The organism is Salinigranum halophilum (genome assembly GCF_007004735.1).
Lineage (GTDB): Archaea > Halobacteriota > Halobacteria > Halobacteriales > Haloferacaceae > Salinigranum > Salinigranum halophilum.
In genome coordinates, this window is record NZ_SSNL01000003.1 from 130,810 (window position 1) to 145,982 (window position 15,173).

Genomic DNA, 15,173 nt, shown 5'->3' on the forward strand with positions numbered 1-15,173 from the left:
GTGGAACGAGTCGCGCGCAGCGCCACTGCGCTCGGCCTCGTGCCGGACCGCCCTCGACGACCGCGAGACAGACCGCCCGGATGACACGACCGCCACGAAAGCTTTTGACCTGAGCCTGCAGACACCCAGTATGCTCGATTACGTCGACCTGGAGGCTGACCTTGACGAAGAAGAGCGGATGATTCGCGACACGGCTCGTCGATTCGTCGACGAGCAGGTGCGCCCCGACATCGGTGAGCACTTCGAGAACGGCACGTTCCCGACAGAACTCATCAACGAGATGGGCGAACTCGGCTTCTTCGCGCCCAACCTGGAAGGGTACGGCCTCCCCGGCGTGAGCGAGACCGCGTACGGCCTGTTGATGCAGGAGCTGGAGGCCGGCGACTCGGGGGTCCGGTCGGCGGCGAGCGTCCAGGGCGCGCTCGTGATGTATCCCATCCACGCCTACGGGTCCGACGAACAGAAAGAGCGGTGGCTTCCGGACCTGGGGACGGGCGAGGCAGTCGGCTGCTTCGGGCTCACCGAACCCGAGCACGGGTCGGACCCGTCGAGCATGGAGACCCGAGCGGAACGAGACGGTGACGGCTACCGACTCCAGGGTTCGAAGACGTGGATCACGAACTCACCGATTGCGGACGTCGCCGTCGTGTGGGCACGCGACACCTCCGCGGAGGGCACCCCTGTGCGCGGCTTCCTCGTCGAGACCGACCGCGACGGCGTCACGACGAACAAGATCGACGAGAAACTCTCGATGCGTGCGTCGATCACGGGCGAAATCGGCCTCTCGAACGTCTGGGTCCCCGAGGAAGACGTCCTCCCGGGGGTCGAGGGGATGAAAGGCCCGTTGTCGTGTCTGACGCAGGCGCGGTACGGTATCGCCTGGGGGGCCGTCGGCGTGGCCCGCGACTGCTTCGAGACGGCCCGCGAGTACGCCCTGGACAGAGAGCAGTTCGGCGGACCGATCGCGCGGTTCCAGCTCCAGCAGGAGAAACTCGCGACCATGGCGACCGACATCACCACCGCCCAGTTGCTCGCGTACCGTCTGGCAGAGCTGAAAGAGCGCGGTGACCTCACCCCCGCGCAGGTGTCGATGGCGAAACGCAACAACGTCGCGATGGCCCGCGACGCCTCCCGGACGGCCCGCGAGATGCTCGGCGGCAACGGCATCACGCGCGACTACTCGCCGATGCGCCACTTGGCGAACATCGAGACCGTGTACACGTACGAGGGCACCCACGACATCCACTCGCTCATCGTCGGGCACGAACTCACCGGAATCGCAGCCTTCGAGTAAGTTCGGTTCCGGCCCGCCGCAACCGCGGTGAGCACGCGGGACGGCGGCCTTCGAGACACGCGGTCACGGCGCGTCTCGACCACCGTCCGGCTTCGGCCGCCGCTCCCCGCCCCCTCCCGTCGAGCCTCCGGTCGCTGCTGTGCCGCTCGTGGCCGGCAGAACACGCAACCGCTCGCCGATACCGAAACATAATTCACCCCAACTCACAATGTTCGAAACGAGGAGCTGCGTGGGAACTCCCCCCCCCCTCTCCCCCCACGTCTCAGTTCCTCCTTTTCACACAAGCGGTCGTCTCCCCCCATCGCTCGTCAGCGCCGGCCCTGGCGGGCTTCACTCTTCCCCCTCCCAGTAGTCGACCGCCGCATCGCGCGGATAGTACCCGTCGACGACCCGCTCGCTCGAGTCGCCGCCGGGTGCGGCCCCGGCGAAGAGGCCGAGTTTCTCCGAGTCCGGGTAGACTGTGACGTCGGGGTCGTTCATCGTCGAGACGGCGAGATACCGCAGCGGTGGCCTGTCGTCGTCCGGGTCGTCTCCGGCCGCGTCCACGTCGGCGTTCGTCACCTGGTGGGCGCTCTCTGCGCCGGCCGGTAGGGCCACGTAGTCGCCCGCTGTCAGTTGGTAGCGCGTCCACTCGTCCTCGCCGCCGACGCGGAGCGTCCCCTCGCCGGAGAGGACGTAGATGGCCTCCTCGTTGCCGGTGTGGTAGTGGTACGGCCACGAGCGCGCTCCCCCCGGGAGTTCGTAGAGGCTGGCCCCGAGCTGCTCGCCGCCGGCCGCCCGGCCGAGTTGCTTTCGGCGGAAGGCCGTCGCCCCGCGGTCGGTCTCGCTCCACTCGAGTGAGTCCTCGTCGACTGGTTCCATGGGCGGACGTCGGCGACGACCAGTAAAGGTCCGTCGGGGCTGTCGTGTGTCTCCTCGGCGCTCACGGCACTCGCGGCGCTCAGGCCGGCGACGATTCCCGCGCCGAACCCCACCGATACTGTGACTGTCTCGACCACGCGAACGCCTCCAACGCTGCCGCCGTCCGTACCTTCTTGTCGGCAGCGAACGATGTTAAGGTATGTCCGAAGAGGTTACCCGACTTCTCCGCAAGGCGTACCAGGACGAACACGAGACCGTCATGAACTACATGACGAACGCTATCGTCCTCGACGGCGTCCGCGCAGAGGAGATCAAGGAGTCGCTCCAGACCGACATCCAAGAGGAACTCGGTCACGCCGAGCAGCTTGGTCAGCGGCTGAAGCAGCTCGACGAGCGCCCGCCCGCGTCGGCCGAGTTCGAGGCGAACCAGCACTCACTCCAGCCGCCGGAAGACTCCACCGACGTCCTCTCGGTCATCGAGGGCGTCCTCGACGCCGAGGAAGACGCTATCACCACCTACCGCGCCCTCATCACGGCCGCGGAGGACGCCGACGACCCCGTGACCGAGGACCTCGCCGTGACCATCCTCGCCGACGAGGAGGCACACCGGACCGAGTTCCGCGGATACAAGAAAGAGTACCAGCGCGAGTAGCGTACCTCTGCGCCGCTGACCGCTCTCACGTCACCGACTTTTCTCACCGCTCCTCCCGACGACCCAACACACTCGCGTGACTGCCGCCGCCCGCATACATGACAATTATTTATGTATTCCCATAATGCTTACCTAGAAACATAATTATTTACCATCTCAGACGTAGCCAACAGTCGCGATGCAAGCAGTCGTACTAGAGCAATTCCAGGAACCGTTAGGAGTCCAGGAGGTCGACCGCCCAGAGCCCGAGCCACACGGCGCTGTGGCCGAGGTCATCGGCTGTGGGGTCTGTCGGTCCGACTGGCACTGCTGGCAGGGTGACTGGGACTGGTTCGGTTATCGGCCCGACCCGCCTCACATCCTCGGGCACGAACCCACAGGCCGCATCGTCGCCGTCGGTGACGAGGTCGAGAACGTCGAGGAAGGACAGGAGGTCGCTATCCCGTTCAACTTCGCGCGTGGCACCTGTGACCTCTGTCGGAACGGACGTGAGAACATCTGTGAGAACCACGTCGGACTCGGCTTCATGAATCAGGCACCCGGCGCGTTCGCCGAGGAGGTCCACATCCCGAACGCGGACATCAACGCCGTGCCGCTGCCCGACAGCATCGACGCGGCCGCCGCCGCCGGCTGTGGCTGTCGGTTCATGACCTCGTTCCACGCGATGGCCCACCGCGCACCCGTGAGCGCGGGTGACGACGTCGTCATCCACGGCTGTGGCGGTATCGGCCTCTCCGCGGTGCACATCGCGAACGCGCTCGGCGGGAACGTCATCGGCGTCGACCTGATGGACGAGAAACTCGACCGGGCCGAGGAACTCGGCGCGGTGGCGACGGTCAACGCGAACGAGGTGGACGACCCCGCCAAGGAGGTACGCGACATCACGAACGGCGGGGCCGACGTCTCCGCCGACGCGCTCGGCATCGCGGTGACGTGTCAGAACGCGGTGAACAGCCTGCGGAAGGGCGGGACTCACGTCCAGATCGGCCTCACGACGAGCGAGGAGCAGGGCATGGTGTCGCTCCCGACCGACGAGTTCGTCGCCAAGGAGATCGATTTCAAGGGCTCGCTCGGCCTCCAGCCCTCGCGGTACAGCGAGATGCTCGACATGATCGAATCCAGCAAGCTCGACCCGACCGCGCTCGTCGAGGACACCATCGACATCCACCAAGTGCCCGACGAACTCGCGGCCATGAGCGACTACGACACCATCGGCATCCCGGTCTGCACCGAGTTCTCGAACTGACCGCCCGCGGTCCGCGGTCCCGAGGACGACGCTGCCACCACCGTCCCGGTCATCTTTTGAAACGTCCGCCAGACGGTGGGTACTCGCCAGCGACGCGGCCGTCGGGACCACGGCGGCCACGGGGTGTCTCGACACCACCGGTGCGGTCGGGAGAACCGCCGTCGAGTCGTCGTGGCGCTCGCTCCGCCCCGACCCCGTCTCACCGGGTCGAGTAGCGGTGGCCGTCGTTGGACTCGTCGTCCGTCTCGTCTGGCTCGGCGGTCGCGCCCGTCTCCGTGTCAGCGTCAGCATCGGTATCCACGTCGGCGTCGACATCGGTCTCCGCGTCGGCGTCAGCGTCCGTGGCCGACTCCGCCGTCGGTTCGACCGTCGCCGGGGTGAGTGTTGCGGGCGTCGGCACCGGCACGAGTCGCGCGGATATCTTCGCCGTCGTGTCGATCTCGCCGTAGTACCGCCGCTGGTGGTGGGCCTCGCGCGTGTCGGCGCGGAGCCGCGACCTCCCCGTCTCGTCCGCCGTGTCGGTCCCGCCGACGGCGAACGAGAGGTCGAACGCCACGTCGACGGTCGCCTCGCTGAACTGGTAGCGTGTCGGCGTGAGCCCGAGATCGAGCAGCGAGCGCTTCGCCCGCTTCGTCGAGTCGTAGGTGACGGTCCCGTCCTCCGCGATGGTCCGCGTGACCTGCGGCACCACGTCCACCTCGGTCTCGGCGAATTCGACCATCGTCGCCGCCAGGTTCCGGTCGAGTTCGACCTGCGCCTCGGAGACGCTCTCGGCCATCCCGTAGATGAGGTCGCGGAAGTCGACCTCGTCGATTCGGCGGAGGAGTTCTCGGGGGTTCTCGTCGGCCGACATCGGCCTCAGTCACCCCCCGGGAACCCGACCGTCACGGCTACCCGCGCTGCCGTCGCTGCTTCAGTCATCCTCCTCCGGCTCGTCCTCGTCTTTCTCGCGGAGGTCGATGGTCTCGAACTCCGGTTCGATCCGCTCCGGCGGCGGCACCGGGACGAGTTTCGTCACGAGGTGGCTGGTGCCGTTGACCTCCTTCCCGAACTTGCGGTTGTGTTCGACGTCGGTCTTGATGCTGGCGCTGTACAGCCCCCACCCGGCCTTCGCCTCCGCGCCGACGCTGACGCGCGTGTCCGTCTGTGTCGTCGTCTTGATGTCCATCTTCACGTCGATGGTCGCCTCGCTGAACTGGTAGAACGCCGGCATCAGCCCCAGTTGGAACGGCGTCATCTCGCTCGTGTGTTCGACGAAGTTGATTTTGGGCTTCTTCTTACCCTTATCGTCCTCTTCCTCCTCGATGGTCTTCACGACGTTGGTGACGACGGAGACCGGATCGGCACCTGCCATCGCCGCCAGCGTCTGTATCGAGTTGTCGTCGAGCGCGCGCTGTGCGTCCGCGATACCCAGTCCGAGTTTGGCCACCATCGACGGGAGCGGCACGTCGAGGAGCTCTTGTCCGACTGACATTATTCGTTACCTCGCACTCTGTATGTCAGGTGTACACATATCTGTTCTTACGACATACGAGACGATACCAATTTTCGAAACATCATGTCCTGCGAGAAACACCGCCTCGCCGACATCCACTGGACGGACGCTCCGGCTACTGGTGGCTCTCGGTCTCGTCGAGTCTCTCGACCGTCGGTGTCGGTAGTCGCGCCGGGTCGACCGTCACGCCGCCGACGTGGTCGACCATCGGGTGTCCGCGGAGCGCCTGTGCGGTCTCGTACGCCGTCGCGACGACCAGATAGCCGCCAGGCGCGTCTAGCCGGACGTGCTCCGGCCCACCGACGGCCGTCGCCACGGTCCGCCGGAACACCGCGTGGTCGACCCACGGCCGGCGGAACACGAGGAAGAGTCCGACCCCGGCGGCTGTGGTCGAGACGTCGACCGTCGCGCCGAACCGGTCGGCGAACTCCACCTACGAGGCCTCCTCGTCGTCGACGATGACGACGACGCTCGACCCCTTCGGCGCGACCGCGAACGCTCGTGGCCACTGCTCGACGACCGTGCCGTCGCCCGCGCTCTCGTCCTCCGTGTGGACGTCGAACCCCGCCGCGCGGAGTTCCGCCACGGCTTCCTCGGCCGACAGACCGAGCACGGTCGGCACCTCGACGGGCGGGCCGCTCGGCACCGGTGCCTCGTCTGTGCTCGACGGGTCGGTCGTCATGAAGCCACCTCCCGCACCCCGCGTCAGCGCGCCCGCCCCCCCGTAGTGACGGAACCGTCCGCGTCGGCCGACGCTGAACGAGACCGTGCTCAGTCGGTCGGGGTCGACCTCCTCGTCGGGGTCGACGAGGCGGAGGCTGAGGCTGTCTGTGGTCCCCCCGCCGGAGACGTCCGCACGGAGCGTGACGTCGAGGTCGCCGACGGCGACGTCCTGTCCCTCGAGGTCCGCGTTCGCCCGTCTGAACGACCGGCCGACGCTCGCGAGCAACGCGTCGAACGCGAACTGCCGTTCCCGGTACGCCTCGTTCTCCGAACTGAGCGCCCGTTCCGTCGTCTCGAGTTCCTCGACCCGGTCTTGGAGTCGTTCGACCTCCGCTTGCAGGTCCTCCGTCTCGCCCTCGGCCTGCCTGAGCTGTCGCCTGAGCGACCGGATTCGTTCGTCCCGACCGGGGAACAGTCGGGAGAACCACCCGCCTCCGCCGTCGTCACGGCCGTCGTCGTCGTTCTCGTCGCTCCCGTCGTCGACGCCCTCGCCGGTACCACCGTCGGTCCGCCGCTCCACTGGACAGGCGAGCGTGTCGCGACCGCTCATCCCGTCACCGTCTCCTGGTTCTCGTCGTCGGTCGTGTCGCGCTGGACGGTGGCCGGCGGTGTGACGGGGACGATGCGGAAGTGGATTCGGCTCGCTCCGCCCGTCTCGTGCTCGGAGAGCGTCGACCCCGACGGCGTCGCCGGGGTGGCGGTCAGGCCGTACCGGGGCGGTCTCTCCGCGACGTTCCTCCTCTCCTCGACGACCTGTCGCATCCGGTCCGACGCCCCGTCCAGGCCCTCCTCCTCTTCGTGCGTGTAAACGTACAGCTGGAGGTCGACCTCGACCTCCGCGAAGCGGTACCACGGGGTCCCCCAGTCCAGCACCCCGTCGTCGCCCTCCCGGCGGTACGTCCTGTCGAGCGCCTCGTCGAGCGCCTGCTGCCCCTCGGCGACTGCCAGCCCCACGTCACGAACGACGTTCCCGAGCGGGCGCGTAATCCGTTCTACACCGTCCGGCATGTCAATTCAATTAACGTACGTGGGCATAACCCTACCGTCGGCGTGTTTCGCCGTTCACGCGTCGGTGAGGTCCCGTGGCGGTTCCACGTCACCTCTCGAAGGGGACCGTCGGGGTCGGGTCAGTCCGCCGCCGAGGGCGTCGTCCCTGCACTGCTCGCGCCCGCCCGCGCGTCGAGCGCCTCGACGACGAGTTCCGACACGTCGACGATTTCCAACTCGTCTTCGAAGCCACCGGTCTTCCGCCCGTCCTCGTACATCGTCGCACACATCGGGCAGGCGACGACGAACTGTTCGGGCACGCGCTCCGTGTCCTCGGTCGCCTCCCGCAGGCGCTCCTCGCTCGGTTTCGTGTGTTCGTCCTGGTCGAGCCAGAGGCCGCCGCCGCCGCCACCACAGCAGAACGAGTCCTTGCGGTTGCGCGGCATCTCGACGAGGTCCGCGCCGGTCGCCCGGACGACGTCCCGCGGCGTCTCGAAGACGCCGTTGTACCGCCCGAGGTGACAGGGGTCGTGGTAGGTGACGGTCCGGTCCACCGAGCCGAGGTTCAGCCGACCGTCCCCGACGAGCGTCTGGAGTACCTGCGTGTAGTGGAAGACGGGGTAGTCGAACTCGACGCCGAGTTCGGCTGCCATCTCCGGGTATTCGTTCTCGAACGTGTTGTACGAGTGGGGGTCGGTGCAGACGATCTTCTCGAAGTCGCAGTCGGCCATCGCCCCCGCGTTGTCCTCGACGAGCATCTCGTACAGGCCCTCTTCGCCCACCCGCCGGACGTCGTTCCCGTCGTTGGCTTCGTCCTCGTAGAGGATGCCGTAGGAGACACCGGATTCGTGGAAGATACGCGCCAGCGCCTTCGCCACCCGCTGGTTGCGCTCGTCGTAGGAGGGGTAGTCGCCGACGTACCAGAGGAACTCCACCGACTCCTCGCGGGCGTCGGGTACCTCGAAGTCGAGGTCAGAGACCCAGTCGGGGCGCTTCCGTGCGGGGTCGCCGAAGGCGTTGCCGTTCTGGAAGACGTTCATCATCGCCTCCTGGACCTGTTCCGGTTGCTGGCCCGTCTCGGTGAGTCGGCGGTTCATCTCCGTGAAGTGCGTCAGGTGCTCGATGTCGACCGGGCAGGCGTCCATACAGGCCATGCAGGACATACAGGACCGCATCGACTCCGACGCGATGACCGAGGTGCCGCCGTCGGCGATGATGTCCACCTCCTCGCCGCCGGCGTCGACCGACTCACGATAGGCTTTCAGGTCGAGGATGACGTCGCGCGGGTCGAGGTTCCGGCCCGACGCCTTCGCGGGACACGCCGACGAACACCGCCCGCACTTGGTGCAGGCGTCCATATCGAGCATCTGTCGCCACGAGAAGTCCGCCGCGGAGGTGTACCCGATCTCATCGGGCGCGAGGTGTTCGGGCACCTTCGGGAGTCGCAGCCCCGCCTTCTCGTCGTGGGTGACGATGTTGGCGAACGACGAGAGCATGTGGAACGGCTTCGCGTAGGGGATGGCGGCGACGAACACGAGCGCCAAGATGGCGTGCGACCACCACGCCCAGGTGTAGAGCGTCTCCGCCAGTCCGGCAGACATCCCTCCGGCCGCGAAGACGCCCGCGACGAAGTAGCCGACGAACGAGACGGTCTCGAACGGCGGGAAGTCTGTGCCGACGATGCGGAGCGCCTCGGTGACGTAGCCGCCGACGCCGAGTGCGAAGAGGGTCCAGACGAACGCGTCGTCCTCGAAGCCGGTGTGCTTGCCCCAGAGTCGCTCTTCTCTCACTCTGTACCGCCGGTAGATGGCCATGCCGACGCCGACGACGAACAGCAGCCCCAGCGCGTCCATCACCAGCGAGTACGAGAGGTAGAAGTCGCCGACGAAGAACGACTCGCCGGTGACCCGCCGATAGATGTCGATGTCGATGGCGAGGATGGTCGTCCCGATGAGGAGCGTGAGAAAGCCCCAGACGATGAACGCGTGCATCACGCCCGCGTAGATGTCGCGGTCGAACTGCGCCTCGTTCGAGACGAGCAGCCGCGACGCGCGTCTGATTCGGGCGGGGAGGTCGTCGAGGCGTTCGAAGGGGTCGGCGGTCCCCTTCGTGTACCGCGCGAACCGCTCGTACACCCCGTAGGAGAACACGAGCACCGCGACGGCAGCGAGGAAGTAAAAGACGGCCTCGCCGACCGGGCCGATGGTCCAGAACGTCTCACGGGTCACCGTCTGGAGTAGCATACCAAATCCCGGGTCCGGAGGTGTGTTAACCGTTGTGCTGCGTCGGGTGGCTCACAGCAGCGCCGTCGACGCCAACAGGAGCGAGAGGACCAACACGGGGTAGTCACGTCGGGTGAACGCGAGCGGTGGCAGCGTCGGGTTCCACGAGAAACAGCGGGCGCGCAGCGCCAACGAGAGGCGGTCCGCGCGCAGGAACACCCGCTGGAGCCCCGTCACGCCCACGAGGCGGACCCGGTCGTACAGCGAGCGCTGGTCGCCGAGGCGGGCGGCCATCGCGCTCCGAATCGTCCGCAGGTCGTGACGCATCAGCGGGAGGTATCGGAGGACGAGGCCGACGCCCGCGCCCAGCAGCACGCCGAGGCGGCCCGGCAGGAGGTGCTGGATGGCCGCGCGGGACTCGCGGACGGGTGTGGTGCGGATGTACGCTGTCGACACCAAGAGGAGCAAGACGACGCGGTAGGAGGCCAGCGCGGGTCTGACCGCGTCGTCGACCACGACCCACGGCGCGCCGAGCGTCAGCGCCTCCACGACGGGCGCGGCGACCAGGAAGGGGAGGAAAGCGCGGTACGACCGGAGGCTCGCTACGACGGGCGTCGACGCGAGGCGGAGGAACAGCAGGGTGACGGCCGAGAGGGCCAGCAGTCCCTCCGGTGTCGTGTGGGCGACGGCGGCGACGGCGAAGCCCGCCTGGACCGCGAGCTTCGTCCGGGGGTCGAGTCTGTGGGCGAGCGAGTCGCCCGCGACGTACGAGAGGCTCATCCGAGGGTGGTGTCAGGGCGGGCGGACGCCCAGTTCGGTCAGGCGCTCCGGGTCGGGGGTCGGCGAATCGAGGGCGACCCGTCCCCCGGAGAGGACGACGACTCTGTCGGCCAACGCCGCGACGTCGCGGAGGTCGTGCGTGACGACGACGACGCTCCGTCCCGACTCGTGGAGGGCCTCGAGGCGCTCCAGCACCGCCTGTCGGGCCGGCCAGTCCAGTCCCGTGAACGGCTCGTCGAGGACGAGGTGGTCGGGGTCCATCGCGAGCGCGCCCGCGATGGCGACCCGTTCGCGCTCACCGCCCGAGAGCGTCTCGATGCGGGCGTCGTGTTTCCCGTCTAACCGGACGGCGGCCAGCGCGTCGTCCACTCGGCGCTCGACCGCCGCGCGGTCGAGGCCGAGGTTCTCGGGACCGAACGCCACGTCGGCACCGACGGTGGCGGCGACGAAGCCGTCCCGCGGGTCCTGGAACACCATCCCCACCGCCGTTCGCGCGGCGACGACGTCGTCCGTCACGGGGCGACCGTTCACCGCGACGCTCCCCGAGTCGGGGTCGAGAAGGCCGTTGAAGTGTCGAACTAGTGTCGTCTTCCCCGAGCCGTTCGGCCCCGCGAGGACGAGGAACTCCCCGTCGTCGACGGTGAGCGAGACGTCGTCGACCGCCGTCACCGACCCGTCGCCGTAGCGGTGGGTGAGGCTTCGGACCTGAATCACGGTGTCACCGTGCGATGATGGCGTCGCTGCGGACGATGGCGACCGTGGCGGCCATCTTCAGCGCCGCGACGGGTAGGAAGGGGACGACGACGGCCGAGACGCTCGCGAGGAGGCCGACGCTCTGGACGAGCGAGAAGCCGACGGCACCGGCGGCGTAGACGACGGCGCTCCCGACGACGAGGCCAGCGACCATCCGGCTGATGGGGACCTGCGAGAGCGGGTCGATACCGTCGAACCCGTGGATGACGACGCCGATAGTCACGGCGGCGAGCGGGAAGCCGACGAGGAAGCCACCGGTGGGGCCGAGGAGAACACCGAGGCCGGCGTTCGCGCCGGCGAAGACGGGCAGGCCGATGAGCCCCGCGAGGATGTAGAGCACGAAGGCGAACCCGGCCCAGATCGGCCCCAGCACGATGCCCGAGAGGTAGACCCAGAGCGTCTGGAGGGTGATCGGCACGTTCGGTGCGAGCGGGTGGACGAGGTCGACGGGCGCCGTCGCCGCGGTGGCGGCGGCGAAGAGGACCGCCCGCGCGACGTTCCCGACGACCTCGTCGCCGACCAGTTCGACAGACTCTGTGTTCGCCGACATCTGTGTGCGACGATGCCTCGTAAACCTCTTGAATAGTTCGGTTGACACAGTGCCGACTCACAGGCGGACGGCGACAGCAGGCTTTTGGCCGCGCCGCCTGTATCTCCCCCCCGATGGACGAGAAGACCGAGGAACTCCGCGACCTCTTCGTCGAGGCGACGGGTGCCGACACTGTCACCGAGCGCCAGGAGGCGGGACGCGGGTCGATTACGGGTGCGGAGCGCGACGCCTCCGACGAGCGACTCGCGTCCCTCGTCGAGACGATGCGCGAGCGGTTCTCGTTCCGGTCGTCGCTCGGAACCAGCGCGCTGGTGACGGTCCTCAGGGGCTTTTTCGCCGACGCTACGGACGCCGACCTGGCGAGCGACCTCGACGTCACCGAGGACGAGGTGTTCACGGCGCGCATGGACCTCCACCTCGTCACCGACGCCGACCGGACGCCGGTCGACAACCGGGTTCACCGGCTCGTCGTCGCGGACGCCTCGCTCGACGAGTGCCTCACGGCCGTCGACGCCGACCCGACGGTCGTCCGACAGTCGTATCTCGCCCAGACGAGTCGGGTCGCCGCGACACGCGCGAGTCACCGGTTCCGCGACGAGTTCGCCGAACTCCTGACCGACGAGGACCTCTCGACCCGTCTCGCCTCCGACGCGCGGCGTGACGGGCTGAAAGACGCGACGGAGGACCTCGAGACGGACGTCTCCTTCTAGTCTCGCCGCAGCGTCCAGCGGGACGCCGACGACGCTGTCGTGACCGTACACCGCCACGACGTCGACGACCGTCGCCACGATACCGAGGGGGCGACCGGCCGTCAGGACGAACGTCGTCGCGTGACCCGTACGCTGCCGTCGCGACGATGTGTGTTACCACGCCTCTCTTACTCTCCCCTGCCCGAGCCCTGCGGTGCGAATCGAAAGCGGGGTTGGCTTGCGACAACCCGGGCCCTATGGGTGCGTATCCGTACCCCATCGTACGATGGATTCACAGGTGATTCTCACCCTCGTCATGGGAGCGCTCCTCGTCGGCGTCGCGGCGTGGGTCTCCCGCCTCGAGAACTGGCGCTCGGCGTCGTCGAGCGGAGCGGCCGGGAGCGGCCGCGTCTCGGAGACGTACTCGTCAGAGAAACCGTCCGGACTCCTGCGGTGGCTCACGACGGTCGACCACAAGGACATCGGCATCCTCTACGGCGTCTATTCCGTGGCCATCTTCGGGTGGGCCGGCGGCGCGGCGATGGTCATGCGCGTCGAACTCCTCGACGGGCAGATGACGTTGCTGTCGAACACGTTCTACAACTCGTTGCTCACGAGCCACGGCATCGCGATGCTCATCCTGTTCGGGACGCCCATCCTCGCGGCCTTTGCGAACTATCTCATCCCGCTCATCATCGGCGCGGACGACATGGCGTTCCCGCGCATCAACGCCATCGCCTTCTGGCTCCTCCCGCCCTCTGCGGTTCTCGTCTTCGCCGGCTTCCTTCCCATCCCGGACCTCATTCCGGCACAGACCGCGTGGACGATGTACACGCCGCTGTCGTCGGGCGTCGGGTCGGGTAACCAGGCCAACGCCGGCGTCGACCTGATGCTGCTCGGCTTACACCTCTCGGGCGTCTCGGTCACGATGGGTGCGATCAACTTCATCGCGACCATCTTCACCGAGCGCGCCGAGGAGGTCTCCTGGGCGAACCTCGACATCTTCTCGTGGACGGTCCTCACGCAGTCCGGTCTCGTCCTCTTCGCGTTCCCGCTGCTCGGCAGCGCCATCCTCATGCTACTCATGGACCGCAACTTCGGCACGACGTTCTTCTCCGTCGAGGGTGGGTACATCCTCTGGCAGCACCTCTTCTGGTTCTGGGGCCACCCCGAGGTGTACATCCTCATCCTGCCCGCGATGGGGCTCGTGAGCCTCATCATGCCACGCTTTGCGGGCCGGCGGCTGTTCGGGTTCAAGTTCGTCGTCTACTCGACGCTCGCCATCGGCGTGCTCTCGTTCGGCGTCTGGGCGCACCACATGTTCGCGACGGGTATCGACCCGCGCCTCCGCGCCTCGTTCATGACCGTCTCACTGGCGATTGCGATACCCACCGCGGTGAAGACGTTCAACTGGATCACGACGCTGTGGAACGGGAAGATCAGACTGACGACGCCGATGCTGTTCTGTATCGGCTTCGTCTCGAACGTCATCATCGGGGGCGTGACGGGCGTCTTCCTCGCCTCCATCCCGGTGGACATCCTCCTCCACGACACCTACTACGTGGTCGGTCACTTCCACTACTTCCTCATGGGCGGGACGGTGTTCGCCGTCTTCGCCGGCATCTACTACTGGTTCCCGCTGGCGACGGGGCGGATGTACCAGAAGACGCTCGGGAAGGCGCACTTCTGGCTCTCGATGGTCGGGACGAACGTGACGTTCTTCGCGATGATCCTGCTCGGCTACGGCGGCATGCCGCGGCGCTATGCGACCTACCTCCCCGAGTTCGCCACGCTCCACCAGGCCGCCACGCTGGGTGCGGTCTTCATCACCGTCGCCCAACTCGTCTGGCTGTTCAACATGGTCCAGTCGTACACCGAGGGGCGGCGCATCGAGGACGGCGACCCGTGGAACCTCGCTGACTACGGCCTCAAGACGGCCGAGTGGGAGTGGCTCGAACGCCGGCGCGCGACGGCCCTCGCCGACGGCGGCGAGGACAGAGACGACGCGGCCTGAGCGGCCTCGACTTACTCGCCGGTCTCGATGGGCGCGCGGATCATGTTCCCCCATTCGGTCCACGACCCGTCGTAGTTCTGCACTCGTTCGTACCCGAGCAGTTCGTGGAGGACGAACCACGTAATCGAGGAGCGCTCGCCGATGCGACAGTAGGTGATGACCGGGTCGTCCGGCGCGAGTCCGTGTCCTTCGTACAGCTCCGCGAGCGCGGCGGGTGATTTGAACCGTCGGTCGGGGCCGACGTTGTCGGCCCACAGGACGTTGAGCGCGCCCGGGATGTGACCGCCGCGTCGGGCCGTCTCGTCCATCCCCGGGGGTGCGATGAGTTCGCCGCGGTACTCCTCGGGCATCCGCACGTCGATGAGTGTCGTGTCCTCGGAGTCGCTGTCGTCGGCGTCGTCGAGCACCTCGTACACGTCGTGGCGGAACGCCCGGACCGACTCGTCCGGCTCGGCGACGGTGTACTCGACAGACGAGAACGAGGGAACCTCGTCGGTCGTCGGGAAGTCGTGCTCCAGCCAGTACTCGCGGCCGCCGTCCATCACCCGGACGTCGTCGTGTCCGTAGATGCTGAACTGCCAGTACAGGTGGGTGGCGAACCAGTTGGCGTTGTCGCCGTAGACGACGACGGTGGTGTCGTTCGCGATGCCGTGGTCGCCCATGACCCGGGCGAACTCCTCCGGCGTCGGGATGTCGCGCCAGCGCCCGCTCTGGAGGTCAGTCTGCCAGTCGAGGCCGACGGCCCCGGGGGCGTGTCGTTCGGCGTAGAAGGAGGGGTTGACGTCGACTTCGACGAGGCGGTAGTCGGGTGTGTCGCGCTCGAACTCGTCGAGTCGGTCGGCGACCCACTCGGGCGAGACGAGGACGTCCGCTGGGTGGGAGGGTTCGTGTGCGTTCATCGGTTCGG

The 15,173-nt window shown here is 67.5% G+C and carries 16 protein-coding genes; 5 read left to right on the forward strand and 11 right to left on the reverse strand.

Going from position 1 to position 15,173, the window contains the following annotated elements; genetic code table 11:
* Nucleotides 1–130: 130 nt before the first annotated feature.
* Complete coding sequence (locus tag E6N53_RS05175; protein ID WP_142857461.1) at nucleotides 131–1,294, forward strand: acyl-CoA dehydrogenase family protein; 1,164 nt, start codon at nucleotides 131–133, stop codon at nucleotides 1,292–1,294.
* A 330-nt stretch (nucleotides 1,295–1,624) separates the two neighbouring features.
* On the opposite strand, the gene E6N53_RS05180 is transcribed toward E6N53_RS05175, so the two are convergent.
* Nucleotides 1,625–2,155, reverse strand: coding sequence for a cupin domain-containing protein (locus E6N53_RS05180; protein ID WP_142857464.1), 531 nt, complete (start codon nucleotides 2,153–2,155; stop codon nucleotides 1,625–1,627).
* A gap of 199 nt (nucleotides 2,156–2,354) precedes the next feature.
* Here E6N53_RS05180 and E6N53_RS05185 point away from each other — a divergent pair, with 199 nt between their 5' ends.
* Entirely contained in the window at nucleotides 2,355–2,807 is a 453-nt protein-coding gene (locus E6N53_RS05185; RefSeq protein ID WP_142857466.1) for a ferritin-like domain-containing protein, read from the forward strand.
* Between the two features lie 178 nt (nucleotides 2,808–2,985).
* Nucleotides 2,986–4,053 carry a zinc-dependent alcohol dehydrogenase family protein gene (locus E6N53_RS05190; protein ID WP_142857468.1) on the forward strand — a complete coding sequence of 356 codons (1,068 nt, stop codon included), beginning with the start codon at nucleotides 2,986–2,988 and terminating at the stop codon, nucleotides 4,051–4,053.
* 199 nt (nucleotides 4,054–4,252) lie between these two features.
* On the opposite strand, the gene E6N53_RS05195 is transcribed toward E6N53_RS05190, so the two are convergent.
* The 9 genes from E6N53_RS05195 to E6N53_RS05235 form a co-directional block, all read right to left on the reverse strand.
* Nucleotides 4,253–4,906 (reverse strand): hypothetical protein, encoded by a 654-nt coding sequence (locus E6N53_RS05195; RefSeq protein WP_142857470.1) that lies wholly within the window; start codon nucleotides 4,904–4,906, stop codon nucleotides 4,253–4,255.
* Nucleotides 4,907–4,966: 60 nt separating this feature from the next.
* Nucleotides 4,967–5,527, reverse strand: a complete 561-nt coding sequence (locus E6N53_RS05200; RefSeq protein ID WP_201741080.1) for a hypothetical protein — start codon at nucleotides 5,525–5,527, stop codon at nucleotides 4,967–4,969.
* 136 nt (nucleotides 5,528–5,663) lie between these two features.
* On the reverse strand, nucleotides 5,664–5,981 hold the full coding sequence (locus tag E6N53_RS05205) for a hypothetical protein (protein WP_142857475.1): 318 nt from the start codon (nucleotides 5,979–5,981) through the stop codon (nucleotides 5,664–5,666).
* Nucleotides 5,982–6,821 carry a PASTA domain-containing protein gene (locus E6N53_RS05210; RefSeq protein ID WP_142857477.1) on the reverse strand — a complete coding sequence of 280 codons (840 nt, stop codon included), beginning with the start codon at nucleotides 6,819–6,821 and terminating at the stop codon, nucleotides 5,982–5,984.
* Nucleotides 6,818–7,279 carry a hypothetical protein gene (locus E6N53_RS05215; RefSeq protein ID WP_142857479.1) on the reverse strand — a complete coding sequence of 154 codons (462 nt, stop codon included), beginning with the start codon at nucleotides 7,277–7,279 and terminating at the stop codon, nucleotides 6,818–6,820. Before E6N53_RS05215 ends, E6N53_RS05210 begins: the two co-directional genes overlap by 4 nt.
* Before the next feature lie 119 nt (nucleotides 7,280–7,398).
* Nucleotides 7,399–9,501, reverse strand: a complete 2,103-nt coding sequence (locus E6N53_RS05220) for a (Fe-S)-binding protein (RefSeq protein ID WP_142857482.1) — start codon at nucleotides 9,499–9,501, stop codon at nucleotides 7,399–7,401.
* A gap of 51 nt (nucleotides 9,502–9,552) precedes the next feature.
* On the reverse strand, nucleotides 9,553–10,260 hold the full coding sequence (locus E6N53_RS05225) for an energy-coupling factor transporter transmembrane component T family protein (protein ID WP_142857485.1): 708 nt from the start codon (nucleotides 10,258–10,260) through the stop codon (nucleotides 9,553–9,555).
* Nucleotides 10,261–10,272: 12 nt separating this feature from the next.
* Nucleotides 10,273–10,974, reverse strand: coding sequence for an energy-coupling factor ABC transporter ATP-binding protein (locus tag E6N53_RS05230; RefSeq protein ID WP_142857487.1), 702 nt, complete (start codon nucleotides 10,972–10,974; stop codon nucleotides 10,273–10,275).
* Nucleotides 10,975–10,978: 4 nt separating this feature from the next.
* A complete protein-coding gene (locus E6N53_RS05235; RefSeq protein WP_142857489.1) occupies nucleotides 10,979–11,563 on the reverse strand; it encodes a biotin transporter BioY in 585 nt (194 codons plus the stop codon).
* Nucleotides 11,564–11,676: 113 nt separating this feature from the next.
* Here E6N53_RS05235 and E6N53_RS05240 point away from each other — a divergent pair, with 113 nt between their 5' ends.
* The gene (locus E6N53_RS05240; protein ID WP_142857491.1) at nucleotides 11,677–12,273 is read left to right on the forward strand and encodes a conditioned medium-induced protein 4; all 597 of its coding nucleotides are present in this window, start codon (nucleotides 11,677–11,679) and stop codon (nucleotides 12,271–12,273) included.
* A gap of 295 nt (nucleotides 12,274–12,568) precedes the next feature.
* Entirely contained in the window at nucleotides 12,569–14,266 is a 1,698-nt protein-coding gene (locus E6N53_RS05245; protein WP_142858463.1) for a cbb3-type cytochrome c oxidase subunit I, read from the forward strand.
* 11 nt (nucleotides 14,267–14,277) lie between these two features.
* On the opposite strand, the gene E6N53_RS05250 is transcribed toward E6N53_RS05245, so the two are convergent.
* Nucleotides 14,278–15,165 carry a sulfurtransferase gene (locus E6N53_RS05250; protein ID WP_142857493.1) on the reverse strand — a complete coding sequence of 296 codons (888 nt, stop codon included), beginning with the start codon at nucleotides 15,163–15,165 and terminating at the stop codon, nucleotides 14,278–14,280.
* Between the last annotated feature and the right edge of the window lie 8 nt (nucleotides 15,166–15,173).